The organism is Achromobacter sp. FW305-C-28, assembly GCF_058783235.1.
Genome location: NZ_JBYSYL010000001.1, coordinates 433,197 through 455,569 on the forward strand (window position 1 = coordinate 433,197; position 22,373 = coordinate 455,569).

Consider the following 22,373-nt stretch of genomic DNA (forward strand, 5'->3'; position numbering starts at 1 on the left):
GTGCCTCAAACCATAAATTCTACGCTATGGATTATCGTTGTCTAATTGATAATTCCTAAATTTGGCTTTGGGCAACTCTATCCGGGCAACCAGGCCGCCGCCCTCGCGGGGCAGCATGCGCAGGGCGCCGCCCACGTGCTTGAGCAGGCGTTCGACAATCGCCAGGCCCAGGCCTGCGCCACTGACGCCGGTGCGGGCAGCCTCGCCGCGCGAGAACGGCCGCAGCAGGCGGTCGACGTCTTCGGGGGCGATGCCGGGCCCGCGGTCCGACACCTCGATGACGATCATGCCGCCCTCAGCTTGCAGTGTCATGACCAAATGGGCCAGCCCATCGCTGGAACGACCGTAGCGGCGCGCGTTTTCGATCAGGTTGCTGACGATGCGCTTGAGGTCCAGCGCCGTGATGCGGGCGCGCAGGCCGGGTTCGAGGGTGGCTTCCAGGTCGCCACCCAGCGACGAGGTATGGCTGCGCTCGCGCTCGTAGAGTTCGGCCAGCACCGCCGAGATGTCGGTGGCCAACTGGGGCAGGGTGCCGGCCGGACGGGCGTATTCCATCAACTGACCGATACTGTGGTCGATCTGGCCCAGGTCTTCGTCGATGGCCTGACGGGCATCTTCGGACACGCCGCTCAGCTCGATTTCCAGGCGCATGCGCGCCAGCGGCGTGCGCAGGTCGTGTGATATGCCCGCCAGCATCAGCTCCCGGTCGGCCTCGGCCTGCCGCAAGTCTTTCGCCATGCGGTTGAACGACGCGTTCAGGTCACGGATTTCCAGCGGCCCCTGCTCGGGCAGTGGCGCAGGCGTTTCCCCGCGCGACAGCACCTGGGCTGCACGCGCCAGGCGTGACAGCGGTCGGTTGACGAAGCCCACGCTGACCGCCGCGCCCACCAGGGACAGCAACAGCGCCGTGGCGCCCCAGCCCAGCCATTCGATGCCGCCCGTCAAGCCGATCTGCTCGCGTTCGAACACCAGCCAGTACAGGTCTTTTTCGATCTGGAAACTGACCCAGAAGCCGGGTACCTGGTTCACCCCCCACGCGATCTGCGTTTCGGGGCCGAAGCGGGTGCGGATGTGCTGGGCAACGCGTTGCCAGTAGTCGTCGTCGGGCAAGGCTTCGGCGAAGTCGGTGACTTCGCGCGGATAGACCTGGATGCCTTCGTTGGTGGCCAGGTCGAGCAGGAGCTTGCTGCGTTCGCCGTTGTGCGAGTAGATCAGCGCGGTGCGCGTGATATTGACGGCCGTGATCACCCGCTGCGCCATTTGATTGGCGCGCGGTCCCAGCTCCATGCTGAAGAAGACTTGTAGCCACGCCCCCAGGCTGACCAGCATCAGCGCGGCCAGCAGCAGGAACGTGCGGCCGAACAAGCCGAGCCGCAAACGTGAAGTCAGGTTCCTGAAGGTTCTGCGCAAGCGGGGCACGAGGCTGCGCTCCTGCCCGGGGCGGGCGTGTCGGTCAGCTACCACCGTCCGGCACAAACACGTATCCGAGACCCCAGACGGTCTGGATGAATACGGGCTTGGACGGATTCGGTTCGATCAGCTTGCGCAGGCGCGAGATCTGAACGTCGAGGCTGCGGTCGAAGGCTTCGTACTCGCGGCCACGCGCCAGTTCCATGAGCTTGTCGCGGGACAGGGGGATCTTCGGGTGGCGCGCAAAGACCTTGAGCACCGAGAATTCACCCGTGGTGATGGGCACCTGTTCGCCGTTGCGCGTGAGCGTACGGGTCGACAGGTTCAGCACGTAGGGACCGAAGGCGATGGATTCGTTTTCCTGGCTGGGGGCGCCGGGATGTTCCTCGGTACCGCGGCGGCGCAGGATCGCGTTGATCCGAGCCAGCAGTTCCCGGGGGTTGAAGGGTTTGGACAGATAGTCGTCCGCGCCCATCTCCAGGCCGACGATGCGGTCGATTTCTTCCGCTTTGGCCGTCAGCATGATGATGGGCGTGTTGTCGTGGCCACCGCGCAGCCGGCGGCAAATGGACAGACCATCTTCGCCGGGCAGCATCAGATCCAGCACGAGCAGGTCGAAGTGCTCGCGTTGCCAGAGTTTGCCCATCTCTTTGGCGTCTTCGGCAACGAAAACGTTGAATCCCTGTTCGGACAAATACCGACGCAGCAAATCGCGCAAGCGCGGATCATCGTCGACGACGAGGATTTTTCGGGTGGGGGTGGTGTTTTGCGTATTCATGGCCGGAAATGTAACAGTGACAAGAACCAGCGGCTAGTAGGCGTTCACAAGATATTACACATTGCGAACCATGGTTGAAATCCCCCTTACATACGGGGGAACGGCCCGGTATTTCGTACAATCTGCTCCTATGGAACTAAACCTGCTGGCTCTGGAAACCTCTTCGTCGCGTTGCGGCGTGGCCCTTTTGCGCGCGTCGGGCGACCGGCTGGAGGTCAGCGTGCGCGAGCACGAGGGGTCCCAGGAGCACGCGGAACGGCTTTTGCCCATGGCCAACGAGCTGCTCGCCCAGGCCGGATTGCCCCCTGGCGCCCTGCACGCGGTGGCGTTTGGCCAGGGGCCGGGCGGCTTTACCGGCCTGCGGGTGGCCTGCGGCGTGGCCCAGGGCATGGGCATGGGGCTGGGCATCCCGGTGTTGCCCATTGTGTCGCACCAGGCCGTCGCCGCCCAGGCCGCTGGCGGGACGGACGAGGCCATCGTGGTGGCACTGGACGCCCGCATGAATGAGGTCTACCTGGCGGTGTACCGCCAGGCTGGCCCCGCGGACGGTGAACCCGTCTGGGAAACCCTGCAGGCGCCGCTACTGATCTCGGCCGCCGAGGTCGTGCCCTGGACGGCGCACCATCTGCCCGGCTGGTCGCGCACCGCCGGCAGGCCGCTGACCGTGGCGCTGGCAGGCGACGCCTGGGATGCCTACGCCGCCGAGATGACCGCGCCCGATGCCTGGCGCCGCGCCAGCGATGCCCTGCGGCCCGAGGCGGCCAGCGTGGCGCGCCTGGCGCGCCAGGGCTGGTTGCGTGGCGACGCCGTGCCGCCGGAACAGGCTGCGCCGCTGTACGTGCGCGACAAGGTGGCGTTCACCACCGCCGAGCGCCAGCGTGGCGAGGGCGGTAACCCGAAGGCCCCTTCGACCCTGGCGCCCGTGTGCCCGCAACCGTTGACCGACGCGGACCTGGACGAGGTCGTCGCGATCGAGGCCAATGTGCAGTCCTTTCCCTGGACCCGCGGCAATTTCGCCGATGCGTTGGCGGCCGGCTACGGCGCCTGGACGCTGCGGCGCGAAGGCCGGGTAGCGGGTTTCTGTATCGTGATGTTCGCCCCCGACGTGGCCCACGTGCTGGTGATCGCCGTGGCCCGCAGCCTGCATCGCCAGGGGCTGGGCAGCGTGTTGCTGGACTGGTGCGAGCAGCAGGCGCGCGAGCGCGGCCTGGAAGGGGTGCTGTTGGAAGTGCGGCCGTCCAACGTGTCGGCCGTCGCGTTCTACAAGGCCCGCGGCTATCTGCAGATCGGCCTGCGGCGGGGCTATTATCCGGCCGAGAAGGGCGGGCGCGAAGACGCCCTGGTGATGCAGAAGCGCTTTGATGCGCTGGCTGCGCCCCAGGGAGTGGCGGCATGACGGCCCCGAACGCCGCGCCGGCCTCGCCCGCGCCTCGCGTCAATCCGCTGCAGCGCCTGTGGCTGCGCGAGCTGGGCATGGAGCGCCTGTGGCTGCGTCCGGCCGCTGCGCCGGTGCCGCAAGTTGTTGTATCAAAAGAAGATTCTGCTGCGATCGGGCAGGCGTCCTCACCGCCGCCAGTGACGGCCGGCGCGGCGGCCCGGATCGCCGCCGCGCCGTCGGTGTCTGCCGATGGAATCCAGGCGGGTACGCCCCCAGCGGCTCCCCCGCCCGCGGTGGCGCCGCGTGCAGGGGCCCCAGCCGTCGCCGTGCGCAGCGGTCCGCCGCCACGCCCGGCACCAAAGGCGGATCCCGCCTCCGACACCGCGCCGGTGCGGGTGCCGGTGGGCGAGGCCGTTAAGAACGCCACCCTGGATGAACTGCGCGAACAAGTGGTGGCCTGCACCGCCTGCGGCCTGTGCGAAGGGCGTCGCCATGCGGTGTTCGGCCACGGCGGCCAGCCCACGCGCTGGCTGGTGGTGGGCGAGGCCCCGGGCGAACAGGAAGACCGCCAGGGCCAACCTTTCGTGGGTCGGTCCGGCCAACTGCTGGACGCGATGCTGTCGGCGGTGGGCATGAGCCGCGAGCGCGATGTCTTCATTGCCAACGTCATCAAGTGCCGCCCGCCGGGCAACCGCAATCCCAAGCCCGAGGAAATTGCCGCTTGCAGCCCCTACCTGATGCGCCAGATCGCGCTGCTCCAGCCCGAGCGCATCCTGGTGCTGGGTCGGTTCGCCGCCCAGGCGTTGTTGGGCACCGATGCCACCATCGGCAGCCTGCGCGGCCGTATCCACCAGATGAAGACGGACGAGGGCCGCGAGATTCCGGTGATCGTGAGCTACCACCCGGCCTATCTGCTGCGCAGCCCGGCCGAGAAGGCGCGCGCCTGGCAGGATTTGAAGCTGGCGGCCCGCATGTAGGGGGGGGCGTGTCCGTCTTCCGGGGCAAGCTGGCCAGGGAGATCAAAAAAAAGGCCGGCATCCGCGAAGACTGCCGGCCTTTCTTTTTCGAGGCGCTTCAGTGGTGCTTGGTCGAGTCCAGCGCGTGGCCGTGACCTTCCTGGCCGATCTGGTCGTGCAGGTCGGGGTTGGCGGCCAGGTTGCGCTTGCTCCAGCGCATGAACACCACCATCAGCACGGCGACCACGGTGCCGAAGATCACGATGATGATGTTGATGGGCAGTTGCAGCCACAGCAGCAGCGTGTACATGGCCACCATCAGCAGGATGTTGAGCTGCTCGTTGAAGTTCTGCACGGCGATCGAGTGGCCCGCGGACAGCAGCACGTGGCCGCGATGCTGCAGCAGGGCGTTCATGGGCACGACGAAAAAGCCCGCCAGGCCGCCGGTAATGAGCAACAGCAGGTAGACGCTCCAGGGCGAATACACCAGCGGCATCAGCAGCACGACCAGGCCCATCGCGGCGCCCACTGGCAGCACTGCCAGCGCGCGGCGCAGCGGAATGCGGCCGGCCAGGATCGAGCCGACCACCGTGCCCAGGGCGGCCACGCCCATCAGCATGGATGCCTTGTCGAGCTGGTAGCCCAGGTGGCTGCGGCCCCATTCGATGACAATCAGTTGCAAAGTTGCGCCGGCGCCCCAGAACAGCGTGGTGACGGCCAGGGAAATCTGGCCCAGCTTGTCGCGCCACAGCACGCAGACATAGCCCCAGAACGTGCGGATGAGCTTGACCGGGTTCTTCTGCTGCGGCGGATAGCGCACGTGGGTGTGCGGAATCAGCAGGTTGCACAGCGCCGCCAGCAGGTAGACGAAGGCGATGACCAGGATGGCGGCCTCGGCCGGCGTGTGCACCAGCTTGCCGATGAACGAGTGGTTCAGCAGCGCGGTCGACACCGTGGTCGAGATCAGCAGGCCGCCCAGCACCGTGCCCAGGATGATGGAGAAGACGGTCAGGCCTTCGATCCAGCTGTTGCCCTTGACCAGCATGGTCGGGGGCAGCATCTCGGTGACGATGCCGTACTTGGCGGGGGAGTAGGCGGCGGCGCCGATGCCCACGACCGCATAGGCGGCGCAGACGAGATAGGTCTGGTATTCAGGGGCGACGCCGACGCTGGCGTACGAGAACATCAGCAGGCAGCCGGCGACCTTCAGGGCGTTGGTCGAGAACATGACGCGGCCTTTGGGGAAGGAATCCGCCAGGGCGCCGACAAAGGCCGCCAGGACCACGTAGGCCAGCGCGAACGACCACTTCATCAAGGGCGCTAACCAGTCGGGGCCATGCAGTTCCTGTATCAAGGCGATGGCTGCGATGAACAGCGCGTTGTCCGCCAATGACGAGAAGGCCTGCGCGGCCATGACCAGATAGAAACCTCGTTTCAAGAATGTCCCCGTTCTTTGACCTGAGCCCGGTCAGTCTGCGTGAAAATTATGTGTCTTGCGAAAAAGTGTCAGCGAGTATAGCCCGTGGCGCGGGTAGGGCTATTGAGCGTTTGCCCGTGGGTTGCGGCAGGTCAGCCCAGGGGGACCCTGGATGCGGGCAGCCCCGGCTTGACCGTTGTTCACGTTTGGGGACAGACTGCCTGCGGTATCATACGACCCATACGTGAGCCGGCCCCCCAGGGGCCGGTTTGCAATGTGTGCGGCAGGTCCGTTAACGCCTTTCGTTCAACCCACCCCGTCGTCATCGTACTGTGCGTCTTACTCAGCTAAAACTCGCCGGCTTCAAGTCTTTCGTCGATCCCACCGTGATTCCCGTGCCCAGCCAGCTGGTGGGCGTGGTGGGCCCCAATGGCTGCGGCAAATCGAACATCATCGACGCGGTGCGTTGGGTGCTCGGCGAGGCCAAGGCCTCGGAGTTGCGCGGCGAGTCCATGCAGGACGTCATTTTCAACGGCTCGGGCAACCGCAAGCCGGCGGCCCGCGCGTCGGTCGAAATGGTGTTCGACAACAGCGAAGGCCGCGCTGCCGGGCAATGGAGCACCTACGCCGAAATCGCCGTGCGCCGCGTGCTGACCCGCGACGGCGCCAGCAGCTATTTCGTCAATAACCAGCAGGTCCGCCGCCGCGACATCCACGACATCTTCCTGGGCACCGGCCTGGGGGCGCGTGGTTATGCCATCATCGGCCAGGGCATGATCAACCGCCTGATCGAGGCGCGCCCCGAGGAATTGCGGGTGTTCCTGGAAGAGGCCGCGGGCGTGTCGCGCTACAAAGAGCGCCGCCGCGAAACCGAAAACCGCCTGTCCGACACGCGCGAGAACCTGACTCGCGTCGAAGACATCCTGCGCGAATTGAACAGCCAGCTGGAAAAGCTGGAAGCCCAGGCCGAGGTTGCCACCCGCTACCGTGAATTGCAGGCCGACGGCGAAAAGAAGCAGCATGCCCTGTGGTTCCTGAAGGAAACCGGCGCCCGCGAAGAGCGCGCCAGGAAAACCCAGGAAATGGCGCAGGCCCAGAACGAGCTCGAAGCCGCCATCGCCGGCTTGCGGGCCGGTGAGGCCGCGCTGGAATCCCGCCGCCAGGCCCACTACGCTGCCAGCGACGCCGTCCATGCGGCCCAGGGGGCGCTGTACGAAGCCAACGCCCAGGTGAGCCGTCTCGAGGCCGAAATCCGCCACGTGGTGGATTCGCGCAATCGCCTGCAGGCGCGCCGCGACCAGTTGCAGCAGCAGATCGTCGAATGGACCACCCAGCGCGAGCACTGCACCGAGCAGATCGCGCAGGCCGAAGAAGACCTGGCCGCCGGCGCCGCCCGCACTGAAGAGGCCCGCGCTACCGCCGAAGACGCCCAGGCCGCCTTGCCGGCCGTTGAGCAGCGGGTGCGCGAAGCCGCCTCGGGCCGCGACGAGATGCGCGCCGCCCTGGCCCGGGTGGAACAGAACCTGGCCCTGGTGGCGCAGACCCAGCGTGACGCCGACCGCCAGATGCAGACCCTGGAGCAGCGCCGCGAGCGCTTGCAACAGGAACTGCGCGAATTGCACAGCCCCGACCCGGTGCGCCTGGAACAGCTGGCCGGTGACCGCGTGGCGGGTGAAGACCAGCTTGAAGAAGCCCAGGAAGAACTGGCCACCCTGGAAGGGCGCGTGCCCGAAGCCGACGCCGAGCGCAGCCGCGCCCAGGCCGCCGCCCAGACCGACGCGCAGAACCTCGCCCGCCTGGAAGCCCGCCTGTCCGCGCTGGTCAAGCTGCAGGAAGACGTGCAGAAGCAGGGCGCGCTTGAACCCTGGCTGGCCAAGCACGAACTGGCCGGCCTGGCGCGGCTGTGGCAGAAGCTGCACGTGGAACCAGGCTGGGAAACTGCCCTGGAAGCCGCGCTGCGCGAGCGCATGGCCTCGCTGGAAGTGCGCAACCTGGACTGGGCCCGCGCGTTCTCCGACGATGCGCCGCCCGCCCGCCTGGCCTTCTACCAATTGCCGCCCGCGGCGCCTGCCCCGGCCGCGCCGGCCGGCATGACCTCGCTGGCCAGCCTGCTGCGCATCACCGATCCCGACCTGCGCACGCTGCTCACCGAGTGGCTGGGCGGCATCTATACCGCCACCGACCTGACCCAGGCCCTGGCGATGCGCGCCACGCTGCCGGCGGGCTCGGCCTGCGTCGTCAAGGCCGGCCATCTGGTCGATGCGCACAGCGTGCGCTTCTACGCCCCGGACTCCGAGCAGGCCGGCCTGTTGGCCCGCCAGCAGGAAATCGAAAACCTGCAACGCGAAATCAAGGCCCAGCAGCTGATCACCGACCAGGCGCGCGCCGCGGTGGCCCGCGCCGAGGTCGCCTGGCAGCAGGTCAGCCAGGCCATTGCGCCGGCGCGCCAGCGCGTGGCCGAAGTCACCCGCCGAGTGCATGACATCCAGCTTGAACACTCGCGCCTGCAACAGCAGGCCGAGCAGTCCGGCGAACGCGCCTCGCGCCTGCGCCAGGACCTGGAAGAAATCTCGGTCCACGAAGAAGACCTGCGGGCCACTCGCGAAGAGGCCGAAGCCCGCTTCGAGACCCTCGACGAGGAACTGGCCGAACACCAGTCCAAGTTCGCCGACGCCGAGATGGATGGCGAAACCCTGGCCGCCCAGGCCGAGGCTGCCCGCACCCGCCTGCGCGAACTGGAACGTGCCGCCCAGGAAGCCGAATTCGCCGAACGCGGCATCCAGGTCCGCATCACCGACCTGCAACGCAACCAGCAATTGGCGGCCGACCAGAGCCAGCGCGCCAGCGTCGAACTCGAGCAATTGCAGGCGGATCTGGTCGACCTGGACGCGTCGGCCTCGCAAGCCGGCCTGCAGGACGCCCTGGAACTGCGCGCCGAGCGCGAAGACGCGCTGTCGCGCGCCCGCCAGGAAATGGAAAACCTGTCGGCCTTGTTGCGTGGCGCCGACGAAGACCGCATGCAGCAAGAGCGCACGCTCGAGCCGCGCCGCGCCCGCATCACCGAATTGCAGTTGCAGGAGCAGGCCGCCCGCCTGGCCGAAGAACAATTCACCGAGCAGCTCAACGCACGCGAAGTCGACCGCGAGGCCCTGGCCCAGGATCTGGCCAATCAGCCCGACGAATGGCGCCGCGCCAACTGGCTGCAATCGGAAGTCACGCGCATCTCGCGCCAGATCGAATCCCTGGGCTCGGTCAACCTGGCCGCGCTGGACGAACTGAACACCTCGCGCGAGCGCAAGGGGTTCCTGGATGCCCAGCACCAGGACCTGATGACCGCCATCGAGACCCTCGAAGACGCCATCCGCAAGATCGACCGCGAAACCCGCGAACTGCTGCAAGAGACCTTCAACGTGGTCAACGGCCACTTTGGCGAACTCTTCCCCAAGCTGTTCGGCGGGGGCGAGGCCAAGCTCACCATGACCGGCGAGGAAATCCTCGATGCCGGCGTGCAGGTGATGGCGCAGCCCCCGGGCAAGCGCAACAGCACCATCCACCTGTTGTCCGGCGGCGAAAAGGCCCTGACGGCGACCGCACTGGTGTTCGCGCTGTTCAAGTTGAACCCCGCCCCGTTCTGCTTGCTGGACGAAGTGGACGCGCCGCTGGACGACGCCAATACCGAACGCTACGCCAACCTGGTCGCCAACATGAGCGAGCAGACCCAGTTCCTGTTCATCTCGCACAACAAGATCGCGATGCAGATGGCCAAGCAACTGATCGGCGTCACCATGCAAGAGCAGGGGGTTTCGCGTATCGTTGCGGTAGATATAGATTCGGCCGTCCAGATGATGGCCTCCGAAGCGGCATAAACCAATATTCAGAACGGCGCCGGCTTCATGGCGCGGGATTTACACATGAGTGATTTGCAGATCGGGCTGATTGCCCTGGGCGTCTTGCTGATACTGCTGGTGCTGGGCTTCAATTGGTGGCAAGACCGCCGCGTCCGCCGCAAGATGCAAAGCCATTTCCCCACCTCCGAGCAGGATCCCCTGCTGGGCGCGGGAGCCGGTGCGGCCGCAGGCGCTGCTGCCGCGGGCGGTGCGTCCGCGCGGCGCGAGCCCGGCATGGGCGATGCCCCCAAGGCACACCCCGAGCAACCCAAGCCGGTCGATCCGGGCAGCGATGCCGACGACGCCGAAGAACCCGATCCCGCCTGCGAAGTGGTCATCGAGATCAACTTCGCCGAGCCGGTGCGCGGCGCCGACCTGCTGCCCTACATGCAAAGCCTGCGCCACGTGGGCCGCAAGCCCATGCGCGTGTTCGCCGAAACCGACCAGCGCCGCCATCGCGCGCGCGTGCATGCCGGCGAATCCTATGCGTCCATGCAACTGGCCGTGCTGCTGGCCAACCGCAGCGGCCCCCTGACCGCCATCGAATGGTCACAGGCCTGGGCCCGCGCCCAGGACATGGCCGAGCGCTTTGACGCCCTGATCGAAGGCCCCGACCAGCAAGCCGTGCTGGAACAGGCCGCCCGCCTGGACGACACCTGCGCCGCGCTGGACACGCAGGTCGGCCTGACGCTGCTGCTGGGCGCCGCCCAACCGGCCGCCGAAGTCCTGAATGTCGCCCGCGACGCCGGCTTCGTGGCCGACGGCAATCGCCTGGCCTGGCCGGCCGAGAACGGCGTGGCCCGCTTCACGCTGGCGCGCGCCGACGGTGCCGCCTTCGACGCCGGCATGGGCGGCATCGAACGCCTGTACCTGCTGCTGGACGTGCCGTGCAGCCCGGCGGACAGCCGCGCCTTTGGCCGCATGGTCGACGTGGGCCGCGAACTGGCTGCCCGACTGCGCGCCGACCTGGTCGACGACCAGGGCAAGCCCTTGGCCGACGGCTCTGAAACGGTCATCGACGAACGCCTGCAAGTGCTGTTCGGCCAGCTCGAACAAGCCGGCTTGCCGGCCGGCAGCGAGCGCGCTCAACGGGTGTTTGCGTAATGAGCAAGGCCGGAAGTACCCCTGCGGCGGAAACCGCGGCGCGCCTGCGCGCGGAAATCGAACAGCACAACGTCCGCTATTACGTCTACGACGATCCATCCATCTCGGATGCCGACTATGACCGCCTGATGCGCGAGCTGCAGGACCTGGAAGCCGCGCATCCTGAACTGGTTTCGCCGGAATCGCCCACGCAGCGCGTGGGGGCCGCGCCGGTGTCGGCCTTCGGCAGCGTGCGCCATGCCGTGCCCATGCTGTCGCTGGGCAACGCCTTCGACGAGGAAGACGTGACGGCGTTCGACCGGCGCGTCACTGACACCCTGCGTGGCGCCGGCCTGCTGGGCCCGGCAGAGCAGACCGAATACTTCTGTGAGCTCAAGCTCGACGGCCTGGCGATCAGCCTGCGCTACGAAGACGGCCGCCTGGTGCAGGCCGCCACCCGCGGTGACGGCCAGACGGGCGAAGACGTCACGTCCAACATCCGCACCATCAAGGCGATTCCGCTGCAGCTGACCGGTCCCGCACCCCGGGTGCTGGAAGTGCGCGGCGAAGTCCTGATGAATCGCGCCGACTTCGAAAAACTCAACGCGGCCCAGGCCAAGCGCGACGAAAAAATCTTCGTCAATCCGCGCAATGCGGCCGCCGGCAGCTTGCGGCAGCTGGACCCGCGCATCACCGCCAAGCGGCCATTGCGCTTTTTCGCCTACGGCTGGGGTGAAGTCCAGGGCCTGCCGGGCGGGCAGAGCGGCCTGTTCGACGAGGCCCCGGCGGGTGCCGCCGAAGCCTCGCCGCTGCCCGAGAAGTCGCACGGCGCCATGCTGGACTGGCTGGCCTCGCTGGGCCTGCCCGTCAACGTCAAGCACAACCTGCGCGCCACTGGCGCCGAAGGGCTGATGGCGTTCTACGCCAAGGTCGGCGCGCTGCGTACCTCGTTGCCCTACGACATCGACGGCGTGGTCTACAAGGTCGATTCGCTGCCGGCGCAGAAACTGCTGGGCTTCGTGGCGCGTGCGCCGCGCTTCGCACTGGCGCACAAGTTCCCCGCCGAAGAAGCCACCACCACGCTGCTGGACATTGAAGTGCAGGTGGGCCGCACGGGCGCCATCACCCCCGTCGCCCGGCTCAAGCCGGTGTTCGTGGGCGGCGTGACGGTCACCAACGCCACGCTGCACAATGAAGACGAAATCCGCCGCAAGGACGTGCGTATTGGCGACACGGTCATCGTCCGGCGCGCGGGCGACGTGATTCCCGAGGTTGTGGGCGCCGTGCTCGACAAGCGGCCCGACGATGCGCGCGAATTCGTCATGCCCAAGGAATGCCCGGTCTGCGGCTCCGCGATCGAGCGCCTGGAAGACGAAACCATCGCCCGCTGCACGGGGGGGCTGTTCTGCGCGGCCCAGCGCAAGCAGACGCTGTGGCACGCGGCCAGCCGCAAGGCGCTGGACATCGAAGGCCTGGGCGAAAAGCTGGTCGAGCAGTTGGTGGACAGCGGCCGGGTCAAATCCCTGGCCGACCTGTTCAGCCTGCGTCCGCTTGAACTGGTGGGCCTGGACCGCATGGGCCAGAAGTCGGCTGACAATCTGGTCGAGGCCATCGACAAGGCGCGGGCGCCGGCGCTGGGGCGGCTGCTGTTTGCCCTGGGCATCCGTCACGTGGGCGAAACCACCGCGCGCGACGTGGCGCGCCATTTCGGCAGCATCGAGGCCATCATGGATGCGGACGAAGACGCGCTGTCGTCCGTGCCCGACGTGGGGCCGATCGTGGCGGGCTCCATTCGCCGATTCTTCGCCGAGCAGCACAACCGCGACGTCATCGACCAACTGAAGGCGCAGGGCGTGCAGCCGGTGGCCGAGGCCGTGCCTGAAGACACCACGCTGGCCGGCAAGACCTTCGTCCTGACGGGCACGTTGCCCAATTGGACGCGCGAAGAAGCCTCGATGCGCATCCAGGCGGCCGGCGGCAAGGTCAGCGGGTCGGTCTCCAAGAAGACCGCCTACCTGGTGGCTGGCGAAGACGCCGGCAGCAAGCTCACCAAGGCCCAGGAACTGGGCGTGACGGTGCTTGACGAAGACGCGCTGAAGGCGTTGCTGGGCCTGTCCTAGACGCCCTGCGACGTAGCGCCGGAAAACGCCGGCACAAAAAAACTGCCCGCTGTGTTTGCGGGCAGTTTTTTTGGGAAAGCGGCAGGCTTACTGGATCTTGGCCTTTTCGCGCAGTTCCTTCTGGTAGTCGGCCAGGGTTTGCTGGCGCAGCATTTCTTCCAGTTGCGGACGGACCTGATCCAGCGGCGGGAATTCGACCGGGCGGGTGTCGTCGACCATGATGATGTGCCAGCCGAATTGGGTCTGGACCGGCTTGTCGACCAGTTGGCCCTTCTTGAGCTGCGTCACGGCTTGCGCGAACGGCTGGACGTAGTTGGTCGGAGGCGCCCAACCCAGGTCGCCACCCTTTTCGGCGCTGCCGGGGTCTTTCGAGTTCTTCTTGGCCAGGTCGTCGAACTTGCCCTTGTTGCTCTTCAACTGGGCCAGCAGGTCGTTGGCGGTCTTTTCGTCTTCGACCAGGATGTGACGGACCTTGTATTCCATCTTGCCGGCCTGTTCTTTCTTGATCTTGTCGTATTCGGCCGTGACCTTGGCATCCGACACCGGGTGCTTGGCCAGGTAGTCGGCCATCAGGGCGCGAACCAGGATGCCTTGGCGGGCCAGTTCGATTTCGGTCTGGACGTCGGCTTGCTTGGCGATGCCGGTGGATTCAGCGGCTTGCACGAAGACCTGGCGGTTGATCATTTCCTGCTTGACCTGTTCGCGCAGCTGGGGCGAATCGGTCGCACCTTGGCTGACCAGCAGCTTGACGAATTGATCCAGGCTCTTTTGCGGAATGGCCTTGCCATTGACGGTAGCCACGTTCTGAGCAAAAGCAGGCACAGCGATGACGCAGGCGGCTGCCAGCATGACGATGCGTTTCATGAATATCCTTTTACTAACTATTTGGGAGCCTGGGCGTCTAGCGCAAGCGCATGAATCGGATAGGGGATCAAATCTTGCAAATGATGATACACCAGCCGATGCCGCGCCACGGCGGAGAGCCCCGCAAAACAGGACGCTACGATGTGCACACGGTAATGGCCGGCGCCGTTTTTACTGCCTTCGTGGCCGGCATGCAAATGGGAGTCGTCCTGGATGTCCAGGGAAATCGGTTCCAGGACGGCCAGGCGCTCCCGGATCAGGGTCATGCGATCGGTGGTTTCTGACATGGCGTCAATCGTAAAGTTCCGGCGCGCCGGGCGCGCCATGGGGGAAGGGCGTCGGGCCCGGGCACCCGGGCCCGGCCGGACGGCCTCAGGGCTTGGGCGGGGTGCTGGAGCCCGGCGCGGCGTTGTCGTCGGTCTGGATGTGCTTGCCCAGCCAGAGCGATTGGCCGATGACGAAGACGATCATCAGGCCCATCAGGCCGAAGGCCTTGAAACTGACCCACTGCGATTCGGTGAAGTGCCCCGAAAACGCCACATACAGGTTGATGGCGCCCGCCACCAGGAAAAAGCCGGCCCACACCAGATTGAGTTTTTCCCAGGCGGCATCCGGCAACTGGATCTGCTTTTCCATCAGGCGGCGGATCAGGTTGCGGCCGAACAGCAGGCGGGCGAACACCAGCGCGCCGCCGAACAGCCAATACAGCACCGTGGGCTTCCATTTGATGAAGACGTCGCTGTGCAGCCAGATGGTGGCGCCGCCGAACACCAGGATGACCGTGAGGTTGATCCAGTGCATGGCTTCGGTGGCGCGGCCGGTGGCCTTGAGCCAGACGATCTGCAGCACCGCCGCCGCCATGGCCACGCCGGTCGCGATGAAGATGTCCGTGAACCGGTAGGCCAGGAAGAACAGGAACAGCGGAAAGAGGTCGAACAGGAACTTCTTCATTCAGTCTTCTATGGGTTCGAACGTCATCGACAGGGAATTGATGCAGTAGCGCAGGCCGGTGGGCTCGGGGCCGTCGGGAAAGACGTGGCCCAGGTGCGCGTCACAGACGTTGCAGAGCACTTCCGTGCGCACCATGCCGTGGGTGGTGTCGCGTTCTTCGCGCACCAGTTCCGGATCCAGCGCCTGGAAATAGCTGGGCCAGCCACAGCCCGCGTCGAATTTGGTGTCGGACGCGAACAGCGCGGTGCCACAGCCCACGCAGCGGTAGATGCCCGGGGTGAAGGTATTCCAGTAGCGCCCGGTGAATGCGCGTTCGGTACCCTTTTCACGGGTGACGACGTATTCTTCCGGGGATAGCTGGGCCCGCCATTCGGCGTCGGTTTTGCGTACTTTGTCCATATCAGCTCTTGGAGTCCCGATGCCCGAAATGGTTCGGGCATAATCCCGCCCCATGTTAATCGAGTTTGACCAGGCGATTGTATCGACGCCCCAGGCGGAAGTGTTGCGCGGGGTGAGCCTTCTGCTTGCCGGCCGCCGGGTCGGTATCGTCGGTCCGAACGGCGCCGGCAAGAGCACGCTGGCGCGGCTGGTCAACGGCCTGGTGCTGCCCACCTCGGGCAGCGTGCGGGTCGGCGGGCTGGACACCCGGCAGGACCTGAAGGCCGTGCGGCGCCAGGTCGGTTTCGTGTTCCAGAACCCCGAGAACCAGATTGTCTTTCCCATCGTGCGCGAAGACCTGGCCTTCGGCCTGAAACACCTGGAACCCGACCGCGGCCAGCGCGAAGCCCGCATCGAGGTCCAACTGGCCGCCCTGGGCGTGGCGCATCTGGCGGACCGCACCAGCCACACCCTGTCGGGCGGCGAGCGCCAACTGGTGGCCCTGGCAGCCGTACTGGTCATGCGGCCGGCGCTGGTGGTGTTCGACGAACCCACCACCCAGCTGGACCTGCGCAACCGCAACCGGGTGCGCGACGCCATAGCGGCCTTGCCGCAGGACGCCATCGTGGTCAGCCACGACCTGGACCTGCTGGAAGACTTCGAGCGCGTGGTCGTCGTGCAGGACGGCGCCATTGCCGCCGACGACACCCCCGCCGCGGCGCTGCGCTGGTACCGGAACCACTGCGCGTGATCGAACCTTTATATATACCCGGCGACTCGCCGCTGCACCGGCTGCCCGCATGGCTCAAGCTGCTGGCGCTGGCCGCGGCGGGCGCGGGCCTGTTCCTCTTGCGCGAGCCGCGCGGGCTGGCGCTGGCCTGCCTGGTGGCGGCGCTGCTGCTGCGCCTGGCCGGGGCCACGGTGGCGGGCGTCTGGCGCCAGGTGCGCGGGCTGGTCTGGGTGCTGCTGGCCGTGGCCTTGTTCACGGGCTTTTTCCAGGGCTGGCAGGAGGCGCTGGCCGTCGTGCTGCGCATTGCAGCGATGGTGGGCCTGGCCCTGGCCGTCACGCTGTCCACCCGTACGTCGGACCTGATCACCGTGTGCGAGCGTGTGTTGATGCCGCTGCAGCGCATCGGGCTGGTCGATGCCGGCAAGGTCGCGTTGGCGCTGGCCCTGGCCTTGCGCTTCGTGCCCGAGATATGGCGCAATTTCCATGAAATCCGCGAGGCGCAGGCGGCGCGGGGGCTGGGCGCCAACCCGGTCGCGCTGATCGTGCCCCTGGTGGTGCTGACCCTGAAGCGGGCCCAGGAAGTGGCCGAGGCCATCGACGCCCGCAGTCTCTGAACTTCCGTCTTGATAGAAAAGGCACTGCCATGAAATCCAACAATACCGTGCTGGTGGCCCTGTTCGCCGCGCTGATCGTCGTGATGAGCCTGATCCCGCCGGTGCCCCTGCCGGGCATTCCGGTGCCGATCACCTTGCAGACGCTGGGGGCCATGCTGGCCGGCGCGATGCTGGGGCCGGGCCGTGGCGCCCTGGCCTGCCTCTTGTACCTGGTGCTGGCGGCCATCGGGCTGCCGGTGCTGCCGGGCGGGCGGGGCGGCATGGGCGCCTTCTTCGGGCCCACGGGCGGCTTTCTGGTCGGCCTGGTGGCAGGGGCCTGGGTCACGGGCTTGCTGGCGCGCCGCCTGGCGGGCCGGGCCGAGCGTTTCTGGCCGGCGCTGGCTGGCTATGCCGTCGCCTGCGTCATCGGCGGCATCGTGGTGGTTTATGCCTTTGGCGTGCCGTGGCTGGCGACGGTCACCAAGATGGGGCTGGCCAAGGCCGCGATGGCCGTGGCGGTGTTCATACCCGGCGACCTGATCAAGGCGGCGCTGGCCGCATGGGTCGCAGCAAGGGTCGAGCGGGTGTGGCCGATGCTGGGGCGGTGAATGCCGCGTCGAGGTGCGCCGCACAAGGGAATCCCCCAACTGACGCCCGCGGGGCTTTCAAGTACAAGTTCGCCATTAACGAATGCGTTTGCTGAGCTAGGTTTCCGTAGCACATCAGGGATTTACCGTAGTTGCGCGAAGTCATTTGATACTCTTTTAACCCTATAATATTTTTTTCTGTATAACTTTAACTAGGCTCGCTTCCGCCTCGACCGGGGCAACAAAAGAGCCACCACAGGAGACAAAACATGCGCAAGCACTTCGGCTTGTCCGCGGCCGCCGCCGCCGTTGCCCTGACCCTGCCGCTGCTGGCCAGCGCTCAGGTCAAGGTGGGTGTCACGGTGTCCAGCACCGGCCCCGCCGCCTCGCTGGGTATCCCCGAGCGCAACACCGTGGCGCTGCTGCCCAAGGAAGTGGCCGGCCAGAAGATCGAATGGATCGTCCTGGACGACGCGACCGACACGACGCAAGCCGTCAAGAACTCGCGCAAACTGGCTTCTGACGACAAGGTCGACGTGCTGATCGGCACGTCGGTCACCCCGGGCTCGCTGGCCATGGTGGACGTGGCTGCCGAAGCCAAGGTGCCGATGATCAGCGTGGCCGCCAGCGCCAAGATCGTCGAACCCGTGGACGACAAGCGCCGCTGGGTCTTCAAGACCCCGCAGAACGACGCCCTGATGGCCGGCGCGCTGGCTGACGCGATGTCCAAGTCCAAGGTCAAGACGCTGGGCTTCATCGGCTTTGCCGACGCCTACGGCGACGGCTGGCTGGACGTGATGCAAAAGGCCGCCAAGGCCAAGGGCATTGAAATCGTCGCCATCGAAAAATACAGCCGCACCGACACCAGCGTGACGGGCCAGGTGCTCAAGCTGGTCGGCGCCAAGCCCGACGCCATCCTGATCGCCGGCGCCGGCACCCCGTCGGCCCTGCCGCAAAAGGAACTGAAGGCCCGCAACTACGGCGGCACCATCTACCAGACCCACGGCGCCGCCAACAACGACGTGCTGCGCGTCTGCGGCAAGGATTGCGACGGCATGTACCTGCCGGCCGGCCCGCTGCTGGTCGCGGCCCAGCTGCCCGACAGCAACCCCGTCAAGAAGTCGGCCCTGGCCTACGTCGAAACCTACGAAAAGGCCAACGGCGCCGGGTCGACCAACACCTTCGGCGGCCACATGTGGGATGCCGGCCAACTGGTCGTGGCGGCCTTGCCCGTGGCCCTGAAGTCCGGCGCCAAGCCGGGCACGCCGGAGTTCCGCGCCGCCATGCGCGACGCCCTGGAAAACGTCAAGGACCTGCCCGCTTCGCAAGGCGTGTTCAACATGTCGCCCACCGACCACGCCGGCTTTGACGAGCGTTCGCGCGTCATCGTCAAGGTCGAAGGCGGCAAGTGGGTCTACCAACCCGGCCTGTAATCCCCGCGGATTGCCTATCCACGGGCATCCGCCTGGATGTCCGAGCAATGCTTCGCACCGGCCTCTCCGGCCGGTGCGTCGTATCAAGTGTCCCGGGCGCGGCCGGCGCACCAAGAACTAAATAGGTTGTTAGATGGATTCCTCAATTGCGCTGATCCTGCTGCAAGACGGTGTCGTCAACGGCGCCATCTATGCCCTCCTGGGCATGGCTCTGGTGCTGGTATTCGCCGTTACGCGCGTCATTTTCATTCCCCAGGGCGAGTTCGTGGCGTTCGGCGCCCTGACCCTGGCGATGCTGGTGGACGGCAAGGTGCCCGGCACCGCCTATCTGCTGCCGCTGCTGGGCGTGGTCTGCCTGGTGCTTGAACTGCTGCGCGCGTTGCGCACCCGCAACGCGGCCGGATTGGTCCGCGCGGTGCTGACCTGTGTCGTCCTGCCGCTGGCGCTGCTGTGGCTGACCGTCACCTATACCGCCCCCGGCAATTCGCTGTGGCTGAACATGCTGCTGACGCTGCTGCTCGTCATTCCGATGGGCCCGATGGTCTACCGCATCGTCTACCAGCCGCTGGCCGAAGCCACGGTGCTGGTGCTGCTGATCGTGTCCGTCGCGGTGCACTTCGCGCTGACCGGCCTGGCGCTGGTGTTCTTCGGCGCCGAAGGCTGGCGCACGCCGGCGTTCGTGAGCGGCCAGGTCGACCTGGGCTTCATGACGTGGTCGGCGCAAAGCCTGTTCGTGGTCGCGACCTGCGCGCTCTTGATCATTGCGCTGTGGCTGTTCTTCGGCAAGACGCTGTATGGCCGCGCGCTGCGCGCCACGGCGGTCAACCGCCGCGGCGCCCGCCTGGTGGGCATCAGCACCACCATGTCCGGCAGCCTGACGTTCACGCTGGCGGTGGCCATCGGCGCCATGTCCGGCATGCTGATCGCGCCCATCACCACCGTCTACTACGACACGGGCTTCCTGATCGGCCTGAAGGGCTTTGTCGGCGCCATCATCGGCGGCCTGGCCAGCTACCCCGTGGCGGCCGCCGGCTCGCTGCTGGTGGGCGTGCTGGAATCGTTCTCGTCCTTCTGGGCCAGCGCCTACAAGGAAGTGATCGTCTTCACCTTGATTATCCCGGTTCTGGTCTGGCGTTCGTTCAGCACCCATCACGTGGACGAAGAGGAATAAACGTCATGAACCGCATTTTGCTTGCCGTTTTCATCGTGGTCCTGGCCGGCTTGCCGCTGCTGCCGGCCACGCCCGAGTTCTGGGTGACGCAGCTGAACTACATCGGCCTGGCCAGCCTGGTCGTGCTGGGCCTGGTGCTGCTGACCGGCGTGGGTGGGCTGACCTCGTTCGGCCAGGCCGCGTTCGTCGGCCTGGGCGCGTACACCACCGCCTACCTGACCACGCAATACGACGTGTCGCCCTGGCTGGCGCTGCCCGCCGGCCTGATCCTGACCGCCGTGGTGGCCTACCTGTTGGGCGCCATCACGCTGCGCCTGTCGGGCCACTACCTGCCGTTGGGCACGATCGCCTGGGGCCTGTCGCTATTCTTCCTGTTCGGCAATCTGGATGCGCTGGGCAAGCATGACGGCATCGCCGGCATCGAGCCCATCAGCCTCTTTGGCATGTCGCTGGCCAGCGGCCGCCACATCTATTACCTGATCTGGGTGTTCGTGCTGCTGGCGCTGTGGGCGACCCGCAATTTGTTGAATTCTCGTCCGGGCCGCGCCATCCGCGCGCTCAAGAGCGGGGCCGGCATGGCCGAGTCGATGGGCGTGAACACCGCCGCGTACAAGGTCGTGATCTTCGTCTGGGCCGCCTTGCTGGCGTGCGTGTCGGGTTGGCTCTATGCGCACATGCAGCGCGCGGTCAGCCCCAGCCCGTTCGGCATCAACTACGGCATCGAATACCTGTTCATGGCGGTGGTCGGCGGTGCGGGCTACGTCTGGGGCGCCTTGCTCGGTTCCAGCGTCATCCTGGTGCTCAAAGACCAGTTGCAGAATCTCTTGCCCAAGCTGCTGGACACCAATGCCAACTTCGAGATGATCGTCTTTGGCGTGTTGCTGATCCTGATGCTGCAATACGCCCGCAACGGCCTGTGGCCGATCCTGGCGGGCTGGTGGGGCAGCCTGACCGGCACCGACGGCTCGCGCCGCAATCTGGCGCCGCCCGCGCCGGCGCCGGCCCTGCCGCTGCGTCCGCGGCCGCAGGCGGGGCAGGTGGTGCTGGAAGTGGATGCCATCCGCAAGGAATTCGGCGGCCTGGTCGCCGTCAACGACATCACTTTCAAGGTTCGCTCGGGCGAGATCATGGGGCTGATCGGCCCCAACGGCGCCGGCAAGAGCACGACCTTCAACCTGATCAGCGGCGTGCTGCCGGTGACGCGCGGCAAGGTCACGTTCATGGGCGAGCGTATCGACAACCGCTCGGCCCGCGAGATCGCCAAGCTGGGCGTGGGCCGCACCTTCCAGCACGTGCAACTGCTGCCGGGCATGACAGTGCTGGAAAACGTGGCACTGGGCGCGCACCTGCGTTCCGACGTGGGCGTGTGGGCCGGCGCCCTGCATGCCGACCGCGCCCGCGAAGCGCAACTGCTGCACGAAGCCGCCGAGCAGATCAAGCGCGTCGGCCTGGGCGAATACCTGTACGAGCAGGCGGGCAACCTGGCCCTGGGCCAGCAGCGCATCCTGGAAATCGCGCGGGCCCTGGCCAGCGATCCGGTGCTGCTGTTGCTGGACGAGCCGGCCGCCGGCCTGCGCTACAAGGAAAAGCAAGACCTGGCCCGCGTGCTGGAACAGCTGCGCGCCGAGGGCATGAGCATTCTGCTGGTGGAACACGACATGGATTTTGTGATGCGCCTGACCAACCACCTGGTGGTGATGGACTTTGGCACCAAGCTGGCCGAAGGCGTGCCGGCCGAGGTGCAACAGAACCCGGCGGTGCTGGAAGCCTACCTGGGCGGCATCGACGACGATCTGCCCGAAGCCGACCAGGCCAAGCCCATCACCGCAGGAGGCGTGCAATGACCGCGTCCAGACCCGTACTTGAAGTCAGCAACCTGTCGGCCCGCTACGGCAAGGTCGGCGCGCTGGCCGGCGCCACCCTGACCGTGCCGGCAGGCAGCATCGTCACCGTGATCGGCGCCAATGGCGCCGGCAAGTCCACCATGCTGAATGCCGTGATGGGGTCCTTGCCCCAGACCGGCCATGCGGCCGGCACCGTGCAGTACGCCGGCACCGATGTGTCCGGCTGGCAGGTCGAGCGTCGCGTGGCCGCCGGCATGTCGCTGGTGCCCGAGCGGCGCGAGCTGTTCGGCACCATGTCGGTCGAAGACAACCTGCTGCTGGGTGGCTTTCGCCGGTACCGGGCGCGCGAGAGCGGCTGGCGCGACACGCTGAACGAGGTCTTCGACCTGTTTCCGCGGTTGCGCGAACGCCGCGCCCAGCAGGCCGGCACGCTGTCGGGCGGCGAACGCCAGATGCTGGCGGTGGGGCGTGCACTGATGGCCAAGCCCACCTTGCTGATGCTGGACGAGCCCAGCCTGGGTCTCGCGCCGCGCATCGTGCGCGAGATCTTCCACATCATCGCGCGCCTGCGCGAAACCGGCGTGGCGATTCTCCTGGTCGAACAGAACGCCCGCGCGGCCTTGCAGGTGGCTGACTATGGCTACGTGCTGGAAACCGGCGAGGTCATCCTGCACGGTCCGGCGCGCGAGCTGGCCGGCGACCCCAAGGTCATCGAAAGCTACCTGGGCCTGGGCAAGGCCGCCGAGCAAGAAGCCGCTTGAGGGGCCGGCGCCTGCCGGCGCCGCAGCGATTC

At 66.7% G+C, this 22,373-nt stretch carries 19 protein-coding genes; 12 read left to right on the plus strand and 7 right to left on the minus strand.

The window, feature by feature from the left end:
• Positions 1–24: 24 nt before the first annotated feature.
• A complete protein-coding gene (risS, locus tag AC3WMR_RS01930) occupies positions 25–1,419 on the minus strand; it encodes a sensor histidine kinase RisS (protein ID WP_492262451.1) in 1,395 nt (464 codons plus the stop codon).
• Between the two features lie 34 nt (positions 1,420–1,453).
• Positions 1,454–2,188, minus strand: coding sequence for a response regulator transcription factor RisA (risA, locus tag AC3WMR_RS01935; RefSeq protein WP_003813882.1), 735 nt, complete (start codon positions 2,186–2,188; stop codon positions 1,454–1,456).
• 130 nt (positions 2,189–2,318) lie between these two features.
• Here risA and tsaB point away from each other — a divergent pair, with 130 nt between their 5' ends.
• Together tsaB and AC3WMR_RS01945 are read left to right on the plus strand one after the other, a co-directional pair.
• Positions 2,319–3,584 carry a tRNA (adenosine(37)-N6)-threonylcarbamoyltransferase complex dimerization subunit type 1 TsaB gene (tsaB, locus tag AC3WMR_RS01940; RefSeq protein WP_492262452.1) on the plus strand — a complete coding sequence of 422 codons (1,266 nt, stop codon included), beginning with the start codon at positions 2,319–2,321 and terminating at the stop codon, positions 3,582–3,584.
• Positions 3,581–4,543 (plus strand): uracil-DNA glycosylase, encoded by a 963-nt coding sequence (locus AC3WMR_RS01945; protein WP_492262453.1) that lies wholly within the window; start codon positions 3,581–3,583, stop codon positions 4,541–4,543. The genes tsaB and AC3WMR_RS01945 overlap by 4 nt, the downstream gene beginning before the upstream one ends.
• 97 nt (positions 4,544–4,640) lie before the next feature.
• Here the strand turns inward: AC3WMR_RS01945 and lplT are convergent, their stop codons facing one another.
• Complete coding sequence (gene lplT / locus AC3WMR_RS01950; protein ID WP_492262454.1) at positions 4,641–5,960, minus strand: lysophospholipid transporter LplT; 1,320 nt, start codon at positions 5,958–5,960, stop codon at positions 4,641–4,643.
• A 311-nt stretch (positions 5,961–6,271) separates the two neighbouring features.
• On the opposite strand from lplT, the gene smc reads away from it, so the two are divergent.
• The 3 genes from smc to ligA are packed head-to-tail and all read left to right on the plus strand — an operon-like array spanning position 6,272 to position 13,029.
• Complete coding sequence (gene smc / locus AC3WMR_RS01955; RefSeq protein WP_492262455.1) at positions 6,272–9,805, plus strand: chromosome segregation protein SMC; 3,534 nt, start codon at positions 6,272–6,274, stop codon at positions 9,803–9,805.
• A 45-nt stretch (positions 9,806–9,850) separates the two neighbouring features.
• A complete protein-coding gene (locus tag AC3WMR_RS01960; protein ID WP_492262456.1) occupies positions 9,851–10,930 on the plus strand; it encodes a cell division protein ZipA C-terminal FtsZ-binding domain-containing protein in 1,080 nt (359 codons plus the stop codon).
• Positions 10,930–13,029 carry an NAD-dependent DNA ligase LigA gene (gene ligA / locus AC3WMR_RS01965; RefSeq protein WP_492262457.1) on the plus strand — a complete coding sequence of 700 codons (2,100 nt, stop codon included), beginning with the start codon at positions 10,930–10,932 and terminating at the stop codon, positions 13,027–13,029. The genes AC3WMR_RS01960 and ligA overlap by 1 nt, the downstream gene beginning before the upstream one ends.
• Positions 13,030–13,116: 87 nt before the next feature.
• Here ligA and AC3WMR_RS01970 read toward each other — a convergent pair whose 3' ends face one another.
• From AC3WMR_RS01970 to msrB, 4 genes are all read right to left on the minus strand, one after another.
• Entirely contained in the window at positions 13,117–13,893 is a 777-nt protein-coding gene (locus AC3WMR_RS01970) for a peptidylprolyl isomerase (protein ID WP_025137083.1), read from the minus strand.
• Positions 13,894–13,910: 17 nt separating this feature from the next.
• On the minus strand, positions 13,911–14,180 hold the full coding sequence (locus AC3WMR_RS01975) for a BolA family protein (RefSeq protein ID WP_175190994.1): 270 nt from the start codon (positions 14,178–14,180) through the stop codon (positions 13,911–13,913).
• 85 nt (positions 14,181–14,265) lie between these two features.
• Complete coding sequence (locus tag AC3WMR_RS01980) at positions 14,266–14,844, minus strand: septation protein A (protein WP_025137085.1); 579 nt, start codon at positions 14,842–14,844, stop codon at positions 14,266–14,268.
• On the minus strand, positions 14,845–15,243 hold the full coding sequence (gene msrB, locus AC3WMR_RS01985) for a peptide-methionine (R)-S-oxide reductase MsrB (protein WP_492262458.1): 399 nt from the start codon (positions 15,241–15,243) through the stop codon (positions 14,845–14,847).
• 52 nt (positions 15,244–15,295) lie between these two features.
• On the opposite strand from msrB, the gene AC3WMR_RS01990 reads away from it, so the two are divergent.
• The 7 genes from AC3WMR_RS01990 (at position 15,296) to AC3WMR_RS02020 (ending at position 22,341) form a co-directional block, all read left to right on the plus strand.
• Positions 15,296–15,973: an energy-coupling factor ABC transporter ATP-binding protein gene (locus tag AC3WMR_RS01990; protein ID WP_492262459.1), complete on the plus strand. Its 678-nt coding sequence runs from the start codon at positions 15,296–15,298 to the stop codon at positions 15,971–15,973.
• Positions 15,970–16,566 carry an energy-coupling factor transporter transmembrane component T gene (locus tag AC3WMR_RS01995; RefSeq protein WP_492262460.1) on the plus strand — a complete coding sequence of 199 codons (597 nt, stop codon included), beginning with the start codon at positions 15,970–15,972 and terminating at the stop codon, positions 16,564–16,566. Before AC3WMR_RS01990 ends, AC3WMR_RS01995 begins: the two co-directional genes overlap by 4 nt.
• Before the next feature lie 29 nt (positions 16,567–16,595).
• On the plus strand, positions 16,596–17,153 hold the full coding sequence (locus AC3WMR_RS02000; protein ID WP_492262461.1) for a biotin transporter BioY: 558 nt from the start codon (positions 16,596–16,598) through the stop codon (positions 17,151–17,153).
• Between the two features lie 248 nt (positions 17,154–17,401).
• The gene (locus AC3WMR_RS02005) at positions 17,402–18,565 is read left to right on the plus strand and encodes an ABC transporter substrate-binding protein (protein WP_492262462.1); all 1,164 of its coding nucleotides are present in this window, start codon (positions 17,402–17,404) and stop codon (positions 18,563–18,565) included.
• Between the two features lie 133 nt (positions 18,566–18,698).
• Positions 18,699–19,736 carry a branched-chain amino acid ABC transporter permease gene (locus AC3WMR_RS02010; protein WP_025137091.1) on the plus strand — a complete coding sequence of 346 codons (1,038 nt, stop codon included), beginning with the start codon at positions 18,699–18,701 and terminating at the stop codon, positions 19,734–19,736.
• A gap of 5 nt (positions 19,737–19,741) precedes the next feature.
• Entirely contained in the window at positions 19,742–21,580 is a 1,839-nt protein-coding gene (locus AC3WMR_RS02015; RefSeq protein ID WP_492262463.1) for a branched-chain amino acid ABC transporter ATP-binding protein/permease, read from the plus strand.
• Positions 21,577–22,341 carry an ABC transporter ATP-binding protein gene (locus tag AC3WMR_RS02020; RefSeq protein WP_492262464.1) on the plus strand — a complete coding sequence of 255 codons (765 nt, stop codon included), beginning with the start codon at positions 21,577–21,579 and terminating at the stop codon, positions 22,339–22,341. The genes AC3WMR_RS02015 and AC3WMR_RS02020 overlap by 4 nt, the downstream gene beginning before the upstream one ends.
• Positions 22,342–22,373: the final 32 nt, after the last annotated feature.

Excerpts from the sequence above, each read along its gene's own strand:
- AC3WMR_RS02010 (WP_025137091.1), top strand. The coding sequence starts at position 18,699 with ATGGATTCCTCAATTGCGCTGATCCTGCTGCAAGACGGTGTCGTCAAC.
- AC3WMR_RS02000 (WP_492262461.1), top strand. The coding sequence starts at position 16,596 with ATGAAATCCAACAATACCGTGCTGGTGGCCCTGTTCGCCGCGCTGATC.
- AC3WMR_RS01970 (WP_025137083.1), bottom strand. The coding sequence starts at position 13,893 with ATGAAACGCATCGTCATGCTGGCAGCCGCCTGCGTCATCGCTGTGCCT.
- AC3WMR_RS01945 (WP_492262453.1), top strand. The coding sequence starts at position 3,581 with ATGACGGCCCCGAACGCCGCGCCGGCCTCGCCCGCGCCTCGCGTCAAT.
- ligA (WP_492262457.1), top strand. The coding sequence starts at position 10,930 with ATGAGCAAGGCCGGAAGTACCCCTGCGGCGGAAACCGCGGCGCGCCTG.
- tsaB (WP_492262452.1), top strand. The coding sequence starts at position 2,319 with ATGGAACTAAACCTGCTGGCTCTGGAAACCTCTTCGTCGCGTTGCGGC.
- risA (WP_003813882.1), bottom strand. The coding sequence starts at position 2,188 with ATGAATACGCAAAACACCACCCCCACCCGAAAAATCCTCGTCGTCGAC.
- AC3WMR_RS01980 (WP_025137085.1), bottom strand. The coding sequence starts at position 14,844 with ATGAAGAAGTTCCTGTTCGACCTCTTTCCGCTGTTCCTGTTCTTCCTG.
- msrB (WP_492262458.1), bottom strand. The coding sequence starts at position 15,243 with ATGGACAAAGTACGCAAAACCGACGCCGAATGGCGGGCCCAGCTATCC.
- AC3WMR_RS02005 (WP_492262462.1), top strand. The coding sequence starts at position 17,402 with ATGCGCAAGCACTTCGGCTTGTCCGCGGCCGCCGCCGCCGTTGCCCTG.
- AC3WMR_RS01990 (WP_492262459.1), top strand. The coding sequence starts at position 15,296 with ATGTTAATCGAGTTTGACCAGGCGATTGTATCGACGCCCCAGGCGGAA.
- AC3WMR_RS01975 (WP_175190994.1), bottom strand. The coding sequence starts at position 14,180 with ATGTCAGAAACCACCGATCGCATGACCCTGATCCGGGAGCGCCTGGCC.
- AC3WMR_RS01960 (WP_492262456.1), top strand. The coding sequence starts at position 9,851 with ATGAGTGATTTGCAGATCGGGCTGATTGCCCTGGGCGTCTTGCTGATA.
- AC3WMR_RS02015 (WP_492262463.1), top strand. The coding sequence starts at position 19,742 with ATGAACCGCATTTTGCTTGCCGTTTTCATCGTGGTCCTGGCCGGCTTG.
- AC3WMR_RS02020 (WP_492262464.1), top strand. The coding sequence starts at position 21,577 with ATGACCGCGTCCAGACCCGTACTTGAAGTCAGCAACCTGTCGGCCCGC.